This is a genomic window from Sphingomonas sp. (assembly GCF_019749955.1).
Classification (GTDB): domain Bacteria; phylum Pseudomonadota; class Alphaproteobacteria; order Sphingomonadales; family Sphingomonadaceae; genus Sphingomonas.
On sequence record NZ_JAIEPC010000114.1, the window covers coordinates 1 to 10,641 of the forward strand.

General features: G+C 65.4%; 14 protein-coding genes. 5 read left to right on the plus strand and 9 right to left on the minus strand.

The window, feature by feature from the left end; genetic code table 11:
• From rplM to K2W81_RS15875, 4 genes are all read left to right on the plus strand, one after another.
• Window positions 1-365 (plus strand): 50S ribosomal protein L13 (gene rplM / locus K2W81_RS15860; protein WP_294106306.1); only part of this gene is annotated, 365 nt, incomplete at its 5' end.
• Entirely contained in the window at window positions 365-910 is a 546-nt protein-coding gene (rpsI, locus tag K2W81_RS15865) for a 30S ribosomal protein S9 (protein ID WP_294106309.1), read from the plus strand. The genes rplM and rpsI, both read left to right, overlap by 1 nt.
• Before the next feature lie 83 nt (window positions 911-993).
• Window positions 994-1,473 (plus strand): hypothetical protein, encoded by a 480-nt coding sequence (locus tag K2W81_RS15870; RefSeq protein ID WP_294106311.1) that lies wholly within the window; start codon window positions 994-996, stop codon window positions 1,471-1,473.
• A gap of 40 nt (window positions 1,474-1,513) precedes the next feature.
• Window positions 1,514-1,891, plus strand: a complete 378-nt coding sequence (locus tag K2W81_RS15875; protein ID WP_294106313.1) for a VOC family protein — start codon at window positions 1,514-1,516, stop codon at window positions 1,889-1,891.
• On the opposite strand, the gene K2W81_RS15880 is transcribed toward K2W81_RS15875, so the two are convergent.
• Both K2W81_RS15880 and K2W81_RS15885 read right to left on the minus strand, forming a co-directional pair.
• Window positions 1,888-2,616, minus strand: coding sequence for a metallophosphoesterase (locus tag K2W81_RS15880; RefSeq protein WP_294106315.1), 729 nt, complete (start codon window positions 2,614-2,616; stop codon window positions 1,888-1,890). The two genes, K2W81_RS15875 and K2W81_RS15880, sit on opposite strands and share 4 nt — an antisense overlap.
• A complete protein-coding gene (locus K2W81_RS15885; RefSeq protein WP_294106317.1) occupies window positions 2,616-3,443 on the minus strand; it encodes a diacylglycerol kinase family protein in 828 nt (275 codons plus the stop codon). The genes K2W81_RS15880 and K2W81_RS15885 overlap by 1 nt, the downstream gene beginning before the upstream one ends.
• Window positions 3,444-3,632: 189 nt before the next feature.
• Between K2W81_RS15885 and K2W81_RS15890 the strand changes: the two genes are divergently transcribed.
• Complete coding sequence (locus tag K2W81_RS15890) at window positions 3,633-4,178, plus strand: c-type cytochrome (protein WP_294106319.1); 546 nt, start codon at window positions 3,633-3,635, stop codon at window positions 4,176-4,178.
• 53 nt (window positions 4,179-4,231) lie between these two features.
• Here K2W81_RS15890 and K2W81_RS15895 read toward each other — a convergent pair whose 3' ends face one another.
• From K2W81_RS15895 to K2W81_RS15925, 7 genes are all read right to left on the minus strand, one after another.
• Window positions 4,232-4,489 (minus strand): hypothetical protein, encoded by a 258-nt coding sequence (locus K2W81_RS15895; RefSeq protein WP_294106321.1) that lies wholly within the window; start codon window positions 4,487-4,489, stop codon window positions 4,232-4,234.
• Between the two features lie 5 nt (window positions 4,490-4,494).
• Window positions 4,495-4,974 (minus strand): TspO/MBR family protein, encoded by a 480-nt coding sequence (locus K2W81_RS15900; protein WP_294106323.1) that lies wholly within the window; start codon window positions 4,972-4,974, stop codon window positions 4,495-4,497.
• Window positions 4,975-4,988: 14 nt separating this feature from the next.
• Window positions 4,989-6,164, minus strand: coding sequence for a geranylgeranyl diphosphate reductase (locus K2W81_RS15905; protein WP_294106324.1), 1,176 nt, complete (start codon window positions 6,162-6,164; stop codon window positions 4,989-4,991).
• Window positions 6,161-7,465, minus strand: a complete 1,305-nt coding sequence (locus tag K2W81_RS15910) for a BCD family MFS transporter (protein WP_294106326.1) — start codon at window positions 7,463-7,465, stop codon at window positions 6,161-6,163. The genes K2W81_RS15905 and K2W81_RS15910 overlap by 4 nt, the downstream gene beginning before the upstream one ends.
• Entirely contained in the window at window positions 7,462-8,370 is a 909-nt protein-coding gene (gene chlG, locus K2W81_RS15915) for a chlorophyll synthase ChlG (protein WP_294106328.1), read from the minus strand. Before chlG ends, K2W81_RS15910 begins: the two co-directional genes overlap by 4 nt.
• A gap of 73 nt (window positions 8,371-8,443) precedes the next feature.
• Entirely contained in the window at window positions 8,444-9,793 is a 1,350-nt protein-coding gene (gene ppsR, locus K2W81_RS15920; protein WP_294106329.1) for a transcriptional regulator PpsR, read from the minus strand.
• Between the two features lie 112 nt (window positions 9,794-9,905).
• Window positions 9,906-10,641 (minus strand): cobalamin-dependent protein (locus K2W81_RS15925; RefSeq protein WP_294106331.1); only part of this gene is annotated, 736 nt, incomplete at its 5' end.

Genomic DNA, 10,641 nt, shown 5'->3' on the forward strand with positions numbered 1-10,641 from the left:
ATGTCCTGCGCGGCAAGCACAAGCCGAGCTTCACCCCGCATGTCGATTGCGGTGACAATGTCATCGTCATCAACGCCGACAAGATCAAGTTCACCGGCAAGAAGCTGAAGGACAAGATCTATTACAAGCACACCGGCTATGCCGGCGGCATCAAGGCCGTCAGCGCTGGCAAGGTGCTCGAAGGTCGATTCCCGGAGCGCGTGCTGGAAAAGGCCATTGAGCGGATGATTCCGCGCGGGCCGCTCGGTCGCGACCAGATGCGCAACCTGCGCGTCTTCGCCGGGCCGAACCATCCGCACGAAGCTCAGAACCCGCAGGTGCTCGATATCGCGAGCATGAACCGCAAGAATAAGGTGGGCAACTAATGTCTGATAATCGTCAGTCGCTTTCCGACCTCGCCGATCTGGCGAACCAGCCGCGCCCGGTGGCTCCTGCCGCCGCCACGCTCGGTGATGTCATGCCGGTCAGCAATTCGGGCCCCGCGCCCGAGCCCGTCGCGCTGCGTGAAGCCATCATCGACAAGCAGGGCCGCGCCTATGCGACCGGCCGTCGCAAGGACGCCGTCGCCCGCGTCTGGATCAAGCCCGGTTCGGGCAAGATCACGATCAACGGCCGTGATCAGCAAATCTATTTCGCACGTCCGACGCTGCGCCTCGTCATCAACCAGCCGTTCGGCGTTGCCGAGCGCGAGGGCCAGTATGACGTGATCTGCACCGTCAAGGGCGGCGGTCTGTCGGGTCAGGCCGGTGCGGTCAAGCACGGCATCAGCCAGGCACTGACCCGCTATGAGCCGGTGCTGCGTGCGCCCGTGAAGGCGGCAGGCTTCCTGACGCGCGATAGCCGCACGGTCGAACGCAAGAAGTACGGCAAGGCGAAGGCCCGCCGCAGCTTCCAGTTCTCGAAGCGCTAAGCGATCTTCAACTCACAACCAAGGGGCGGTCTGGAAACGGGCCGCCCTTTTTCGTTGCGCCGTGATCAGGTAGCTTCCCGAAGATGAGCGACTTCCCGAATGCGCGCATGATCGCCTTTATCGAGGGCGTCGGCATCCCCGTCACGCCGGGTCCCGTTCCCGACAACAGTTTCCTGCCCGGCCTCACCGTGCGCGACGGCGGTATTGTCTACGATCCCGTGCGGCTCGCTTACCCCGGCGATTTGCTGCACGAGGCGGGGCATATTGCCGTCGCCGATCCGGCGACGCGCGCGACTTTGTGCTCGGTATCGAGCGATCCGGGCGAAGAAATGGCGGCGATCGCCTGGTCCTATGCGGCGGCGCGCGCGCTTGAGATCGACCCGGCGATCATTTTCCACCCGCACGGATACCGTGGCGGCGCGCGCGCGATCATTGATAACTTCAACGCCGGCCATTATTTCGGCGTACCGATGCTCGAATGGTTCGGGATGGTTCCGACGGTCGATGAGGCCCGCGCATCGGGCGAGGATCGCTATCCCCAAATGCGGCGCTGGCTCCGCTGAGCGGCTTGCCGATGCGTCGCGGCGTGATAGTCTCAACCGCATGGCCGACAATGTCCTGCAGATCACGCCGGTCATGCACGTCGCGGAGATCGCGCCGGCGCTGCATTTTTTCGTCGACATCCTGGGCTTCACGCTCGCCTTTCAGCAGCCGGGATATGCCTATGTCTCGCTTGACGGCGCCGGTATCCGGATCCTCGAAAACCACTGCCCGGATGAACTCGGCGAGCCGCACCGTGGCTTTGCCTATTATGTCGATGTTCGCGACCTCGCCAAAATGCACGAGCAGATCGCCGCAAAGCTCGCGACCTTGCCCGCGGGTCATGTCGTCGGGCCGGTCGATCAGCCCTATGGCCAGCGCGAGTTGATGATCCGCGCGCCCGACGGTAATTTGCTCGTGTTCGGTCAGGCCATCGCCTAGCGCATCTCGCGCACCGTCACCGCAAGCGCATCGCCTTCGATCCGCAGTTCGTTGAACGACGGCGGCGTGCTGCGGATACGCTGCGACAGCGTGCCGGCGCCGATCAGCCTTATCGTCTCGCTGCCGACGATTACCGCTTGATCGAACGGATCGTGGACATGGCCTGAAAGTACCGCGCGCACGCCAGCCGCTGCGAGCCGGTGCAGCGCGTCGGCGCCGCCGCGTGTATGCGCCGTCCCCCGCGTCCCGGCCTCGATCAGCGGATGATGCCCCGCGACGATCGAGAATCGGTCGGACGGCGCCGCTGCGAGTTGCTCTAGCGTCAGCCCAAGCTCGGCATCGCTGATGTGCCCCTTCGACCAGTTGAGCCGCAACTGGAAACGCGTGGTGGTCCGCAGCGGCACAATCGCGACGCCGGCGATTTCGAGCGGGCGCTCAATCATACGCTCAAGCCGACCGTAACGCGCATAGGGCTGAAGAAAGCGCGCGACCGGATTGAAATAGGGCAGATCGTGATTGCCGACTTCGACCGTGACCGGGCGCCGCAGCCCTTCGAGCCATGTGGTGGCCGCTGCGAATTCGGCGTGACGCGCGCGCATCGTCAGATCGCCGGTGACGACAACCACATCGGGCTGCTCGGCGTGCACAATTGCCGTGAACCATGCGAGGGCGGCCGGGTCTTCGGCGCCGAAATGGATATCGCTGACATGGAACAGCGTTGCCATCAGGTTTCGCGCGTTTGCACAAACTGAGGTGCGGTTCGGCCCGCGCGGATCGTCACATCGGGCGCGATCTTGACTGGCTCGCCGTCGAACAGGCCAAGCGCCGGGCGGTGTTCGGCGATGCTTAGCGTCTGCGCGCGCACTTCGTGGACGGCGGCGGCCTTGATCCAATCGCCCGTCACCCACTCCCAGCCGAGCGCCAGGATCGTGCGCCAGTCGCGCGCATCGATTGCCGCTACCCGCAGCCTGTCACGATCAGGCTGGACAAACACCGCCTGCGCCTGGCGTGGCAAGCCCGCCGCGCCGGTGACCCGAATGCCACGCCCGAACGTGCGCCGCCAGGCATGGACAATCGCGCGCAGCATCGAACGGCCGCGCCCCGCGCGTGCGGCCTCCCGTGCATGCGCCCAGTTCGCCGCTGGCCCGAGGATCAGGCCGACAAAGGCGCGCGATTCGCCTGCCTCCACATAGGGCAGCGCCACGCGGGGGGCGTCGGCGTCGGCCAGATCGATGATAGCGAGAAGATCAGCGTCGCCGTGAAGTTCGCGCGCCAGCAAGTTCATCGTCCCGCCCGGCAGAATCAGGATTGCGCCGTCCCAGTGCTCGAGCGTGCGGATCGCGGCGTTGATGGTTCCGTCACCCGCGTAGAGCACCGCCAGACCGACGCCCGCTGCGCCAAGCGCGTCGGCGCTCGGCAGCGGATCATTGGGGAAGTCGGTGATCCCGGCTTCGACAAAGCCCTTGTCGGCCATGCGCTCAATCAGCGCGGTCTGTCGGTCGACGCTGGTGGAGCCCGAGGATCGATTGGTGATCAGCCAGAATTTACCCATCGCCGCGCCCAACGCGCGAACATTGGTTTCAGGTCCGTACGAAAGCCGCGCCCTTAAGGATGTAGTCGGGTTGATGCGAAGTGAATTTTGCTCTTGCACGATTCCGTGTATCGATGCGCCGACACTTGACCGAATCAGCGAGTGTTTTCGCCGGTATCGCCCGGCATGAATGGGTAGGAGCAGGACAAGATGCACTCACAATCGTCGACGCGTACGGGCCGGATCGCTTTTGGCGTGGCTCTGTCGGTCTTTGCGCTGGCAGCATGCTCGCAAAAGCCGGCTGAAGAAACCGCCGCCACTCCGGCAGCTGAAACCCCCGCCGCCGCAGCACCTGAAGCAACCGCCAACACCGCAGCCCCGGCTGCCGCACCCGCAGCAGGCGCAATCGCCGCTGACAATACCGACACAGTTTCGGGCGCCAAGTTCGCGTCGTTCACGGGCGATGCGGCCAAGGGCGAAAAGGCCTTTATCGCGTGCAAGGTGTGCCACGCCCCCGACAAGAACATGATCGGGCCGATGCTGAAGGGCATCGTCGGTCGCGCAGCGGGTACCGTTGCGGGCTACACCTATTCGGCCGCCAACAAGAACAGCGGAATCACCTGGTCGCAGGAAAAGCTGTTCCAGTATCTCGAAAAGCCGCAGCGCGTCGTTCCCGGCACCAAGATGACCTATCCGGGCATGACCGATCCGCAGCAGCGCGCGGACACGATCGCGTATCTGGCGACGCTCAAGTAAGCGAAGACATCGGCAAATTCGGGGGCGGGTCTGGTTGCAGGCCCGCCCCTTTTCTATGCTCGCACGCCTTGCCCATAGCGCAGATCGGCAAGGTGGAACGGGAACGACAGCGCCAGCAGCAGCGCAACCACTGGCCAGCCGCCCCCGGTGAGCGCGGCGCGGAGCGCCAGCAGCATCATCACACCGGGCATCAGGCGGCAGAGCAGCGTCGCCCAGTGCCAGCGCGCGGCCAGTCGCAGCCAGATCGCTTCGATCGCAATCACGAGCAGGACGATATCGACGGCATGGCCGCTCGCAAACAGCCCGGCCATCCCGCTCAGCCGAACGGGCCGTTCAGCCGCACGATCACAAGGTTGAGATAGCCGGTGAACGTCACCCAGCCGAGATAGGGCAGGAACATCAGCGCTGCGGTGATCGACCAGCGCCAGCTATGCACCACCAGTGCAAGCGCCGAAATCCAGAACAAGATCACTTCGAGTTGCGACCAGTCGGGCCGGTGGAGGCGATAGAACAACATGCTCCACAGGATATTGAGGAACCCCGATGTCGCGAACAGGCCAATCAGCCAGTCGCCCTCGCGCGTCGGCATCGCGCGCCAGCCGGTGATCACGGCGATCGCGGTCAGGCCATAGACGATCATCCAGACCAGCCCGAATACATCATCGCGCGGTGCCCAGCGCGGCAGCACCAGTTGGTGGTACCAGGCATCGGGCAGCGCGATCGTCAGGCCCATGATCGCGACGATTGCAGCCACCAGTCCGCCGACGACGATCGGGAACAGCCAGAGGCGCGGCATGGGTTTGGACATGCTCAGGCGGTCAGTCCCAGCAAATGCCCCATGTCCTTCACGAACACACGCACATGCGCCATCGGTTCGGCCCGGACGAGCTCCTTGTTCATATAGGCTTGCCAGGTTAGCCGCTGAACGTCCTTGTCCTCGCAGATGGTGACGAAGCGTTCGCGGCGTTTGTCGCTGCGGTACCAGAAATGCTGCATAATGCCGAGCACCCAGAACACGCGGCCATGCGCGCGCATGAAGCGCTTGCGGGCCTGACGCAGCGCCTGCGGCTTACCCGTCGCGAGGAATTGCGTGACCGACTCCGCGGCGAAGCGCCCGCAGCTCATCGCGTAGTAAATGCCCTCGCCCGATGCCGGCGCGACGACGCCAGCCGCATCACCCGCGACGACCACATCGCGGCCATTGTCCCAGCGCGACAGCGGCTTGAGCGGGATCGGCGCGCCTTCGCGGCGGATCGTCTCGCACCCGGCGAGGCCGCTTTGCTCGCGCAGCCGCGTGCAGGAATCGCGCAGCGCAAAGCCCTTGTTCGCACTGCCGACGCCGATGCTTGCGGTCTCGCCGTGGGGGAACACCCAGCCATAGAAATCAGGCGAAATATTGCCTTGATAGACGACATCGCAGCGTTCGGGGCGATAATCGAAATGCGCGGCGGGCGCCTTCACGACTTCGTGATAGGCGAAGACGAATTTGGTCTTGGCGCCTTTGATTGCCTGACGGGCAATGCCCGACTTGGCGCCGTCACAGCCGATGATCGCGCGGGTGCGGACGCGGTGTTCGGCGCCCCCGCGATCTTGCGAATAGACGATGACAGCCGTGCCATCGGCATCGCGCTCGATCCGTTCGAACGTCCCCGTCCGCCGCTCGGCCCCGGCAAGCGCGGCGCGCGCGCGGAGCCACTCATCGAAAACTTCGCGATCGACCATGCCGACAAAGCCATCGCCAACCGGCATTTCGACCGCCTTGGCCGATGGCGCGATCATGCGCGCCGCTGTCGCCTTGGCAACGAGCAGGTGATCGGGAATCTCGAAATCCTTGATCAGCCGTGGCGGGATGGCGCCGCCGCACGGCTTGATGCGGCCTGCGCGGTCGAGCAGCAGGACATGATGCCCTGCGCGCGCAAGATCGGTGGCTGCGGTCGCGCCCGAAGGGCCACCGCCAACAACGACGACGTCGAAATCATGCTTCATGCCAAAGCCCTCCGTTGCCGGGCGATTGCCCCGCGTCCAACACCCACGGCGAGCCACGCGGCCGCCAGAAACAAGCCACCTTCAACGGCAAAAACCAGCGTGAACGCCGGTCCATCCGCCTTCATCACTGCCCGCGCAAGATCGACCCCGACGGCGCCAGTCAGCCCACCAAGGCCGAAGGCAATCGCTTGTGCCGCGCCCCAAACGCCCATCCGCACGCCCTCGCGCTGCGGTCCGGCAGCACCCGCGAGGCTCATCATCGCGCCAATTGCGGCGACCGCGAAGACACCATTGGCAAAGCCCAGCGCCCAGATATTCGCGGCGAGCGGCCAGCCCGCCCCTGCCCGCGCGGCCAGCCCCAGCCCCGCCAGCGCAAGCGCTGAGCCAAGGCAGCCACCCACGATCCAGCGTCGCAGCACGCGCGGGGTGCCACCGCCGAACGCGCTGCCGCCGATGCCGACGAGGATCATGCCGAGCAGGACGCCGCTATGCTGCGTGCCCGATAGCTGGGTTGATTGCCCCGGCGTCATGCCGAAGACGAGCCCGGCAAAGGGTTCGAGGATCAAATCCTGCATCGAATAGGCCAGCATCGCCAGAAAGACGAAGCCGGTGAAATGCCGCGCCTCAGGCTCGGCGAGCATTTCGCGAACGGCCTCGCCGAACGACTGGGCGGGCAGCGCATCGGCAGGCTGCACGACGGCGGTCGGCGTGCCCTCAATCCCCCAGATGCCGATCAGCGACACCAAAAAGGCACCGCCGACGACCCCGCCCGCTACCAGCGCAAGACGCTGCGGCGTAAAGGGATCGATCAGGCGTCCGGCAATGCTCGCGGTAATGACGATCCCGACGATCATCATGATCCAGGTGATCGCCGCCGCCGCCGCGCGCCGTTCGGGCGCCGTCCGTGTCGCGAGCAATGCCAACAGCGACGTTCCCGCCGCCCCGACGCCCGCGCCGATAATGCTGAACGCCAGAATCGCCATCGCAAAGCCGAGCACGCTGCCGCGACCGAGTTCGCCGAGCGAGGCCACCGCCAGCATCGCGCCGCCCGCCAGCATCGCCATGCCGCCGATGATCCACGGCGTGCGCCGGTGCCCCTTGTCCGACCCGTGCCCCCACACCGGTCGCGAGAGCTGGACGGCGTAATGCCACGCGACGAGTCCCGCCGGGACAGCGGCGGGCAGCGCATATTCGACAACCATCAGCCGGTTGAGCAGCGACGACGCGAGCATCACCACCGCGCCGATCGCAAATTGCACCAGCCCGAGCCGGGCAATGCCGAACCAGCCGAGCGGCTTCATATCGGCAGCACTCCGCCGAGCCCCAGCGCCGACGCCAGCATGCCCAGCACCGACAGCGTGGTGCCGGTGGCATTATACCAAGGCGTCTTGCCGACCGGATCGGCGAGCAGCTTCGGCATCAGCGCGAACTGGCCGATCAACAGCGCGATCACGATCACGCCCGCGCCGACATGGTGGAGCTGAAACAGGATTGCGATGACGACGACTTGCGGCACCGCCATCACCCAGCAAGCGACGCGCACCGCGCGGTCGACGCCGAGCGTCACCGGCAGCGAGCGAATGCCCATCGCGCGGTCGCCCTCGACGGCCTTGAAGTCATTGAGCGTCATGATGCCATGCGCGCCAAGGCTGTAGAGCAGCAGCACCGCCAGCACGGGCGCGGGTGGCAAGCCACCCGACATCACACTCGCGCCGGTGAACCACGTCAGCCCTTCATAGCTGATCGCAACCAGCCCCGGTCCCCAGATGCCGCTCATCTTCGCGCGAAACGGCGGTGCGCTATAGGCCCAGGCGGACGCAAGCGCGAGGCAGGTCGCCCCGAACACCCAAGGACCGGCGAGCGCCGAGGCGGCTGCCGAAATCAACGAACCAACAATCGCGATCCGCAGGCCCCAAGTGCCGCCAATCCGGCCCGAGGGGATCGGGCGATCGGGCTGATTAATTGCATCGACATGCCGGTCGAACCAGTCGTTGACGGCCTGGCTCGTCCCGCACACCAGCGGGCCGGTCAACAGCACGCCCAGAATGATGAAGGGCAAGCGCGGCCCCCAGGCCTCACCCGATGAGACGACACCGCACATGAACGCCCAGATCGGCGGAAACCAGGTGATCGGCTTCAACAATTCGAGCACGTCGCGCAGCCGGGGCGGCGGTGCAAAGGCAAGCGTGGCGGGGCTTTGAGCCATAGCGCAAGGCTATGCCTGACAATTCAAAGCGTCAATCTGGATTGTCAGTTTTTTTGGACAGTCGCCGTATCGGCTAGCTGTCGTCGCCGACCAGATTGCCCAGCCCATGCCGGTGCAGCTTCGAATAGAGGCTCTGGCGGCTGACGCCGAGGATTTCGGCGGCCGAAGCGCGATTGTCCGACGTATGCGCAAGCGCCGCTTCGATGCACAGCCGCTCGATCAAATCGGTCGATTCGCGCACGATTTCCTTGAGCGACATGCGCCCGACGAGATCGGTGAGCTGCTCGACCGAGCGCGGCAGCGGCTGGTCGCCCGCCGGCATGTCGCGCAACCGCCGCCCGACCGACCGGATTGTGAAACCATAGCATTCGCTATCGCCATAGGGCGCGGCAACGGCGGAGACTTCGATTTCCTCGACCCCGCCATCGACGCCGCGCAGCACCGAGGCGACATTGCGCACCGCGCCATGATCGCGGAGCTGGCCAACCATCAAATCGACATCGATCCCCGGACGCCCGAGCCAGCCGTCGAGCCGATTGCCGCGCGCCCGGTCGAGCGACGGCAATTGGGCAAGCTCGATGAAGGCGGCATTGGCGGTCAGGATATTGAGCGCCTTGTCGGTGAGCACAAAAGCGTCAGGCATGCGTTCGACGACATCGACCCAGGGAATATCCGCGCCGATGGACAGGTCCGTCGCGTCAACCGGCATGATCCGTACCAGCAGCATGGCCGCCCGGGCCTGGCGGAAGAGCCGCGCCGACAGCAGCACATCGCTGCCGCCACCGCGCAGCGGCATGGCCACCGGCACGACATCATCGGCGGCTTCGGCGGCACCCAGATAGGCGACAAAGGCTTCGCGGTGGTCAGCGTCGACGATACCGCTAACCGGCTGATCGGTGAGCGATCCCGGCTTTGCGGTGAGCACGCGGTGTGCAGCGGGATTGGCTTCGCGGATGCGCCGGGTGGCGGCATCGACGATCAGCACTGGCTCAGTTGCCATGTCGAAGAGCAAGCGATAGCGCGCCTCGGCCTGGCGCAACCGCAGATAATCGCGCTCAAGTGATTGCTGCGCCTGCAACAGCCGCTGCTGGAGAACGGCCGCGTCACGCATGTCGCGACCGATCGCGATCAGCCGCCCCTCGCCCAGCCCGATCGTCAGATAGCGCACCGGAATATCGCCACTCGCGCTTGGATGATTGACCTGGCGCCAGCGCGCGGCGACGCCGTTGCAGGCGTCGGCGATCATCTCGACCACCTTGATGCGGCTTTCGTCGCTGACCGTATCGAGCCAGGGCTTGCCGATCGACTCGACGAAACCGTGCGTCGACAAACCTGATTCGCTAATGGCGACGTCGAGCACCACGCCGGCCGCGTCGAGGACAAAGGCCATGTCGCCCACGGTGCCGAGCAGCGACGCCAACATGCGCGGCGACAGCGTCGACGGCAACGCATCGGCCCGTTGAAACGGTCGTGGCTCAAATGGGGTGACGTGCTTGTTCACAGGCGAACCGCTGCGCTCCTTCGCGTATCGAAGCTCACCCGCGAGCGAATTCCCTCCGGGAGACCGCACCGACCAGATTGCTCGCGACCTGCACCGCGAGCCGGGCATCGGGCGCAGTGCCGTCTGCGCCGACTTCGGCCGCGCGCGCGGGCGCCTCGACGAAAATCCTCCCCCCGACCATGACGCAGATTTGCGGGTTGGCTGAGATATTCCGCACCGCCGTAATGAGCGAAGGAAGCGCGGCCATATGAGACTCGCATCCCACCGTCAATCCAACGAGGTCGAACCAGTCGGCCGAGACGCGGTCGAGTAGTTCGGAGGCGCTGATGTCGCTCAGCCGGTCGGTGAACCAGCCCTCGCGCGCAAAAATCTCGTCGAGCAGGATCGAGCCGAAACTATGCTGGTCCTCGGGCATCGGCGTAAACAGCGCACGCCACCGCGCCCCGGGCCGGGTGGCGGCAGGCAAGCGCGCCGCCAGTTCATGGACGATTTCCTGCAACCGCCACAGCCCCATCGTCACATCGACGAAATCGCAGCGATCCGATTCCCAATATTCGCCGAGCACGCGCGCGGTGGGCGCGAGCAGGTCGACGAGGACCGAGTCGACCGAAACGCCGCGTGCGATCAGCGAGTCGATATAGTCGAGCAGGGCATCGGCCTCGGCCGAAATCGCCAGCGGCGCAAAATGCGCCACATCGTCATCGGTGACGAGACGCGGATCCGCGCCGACATCGGAGTCATGCGTCGCCAGATGTAGTTCGACCGGTCGC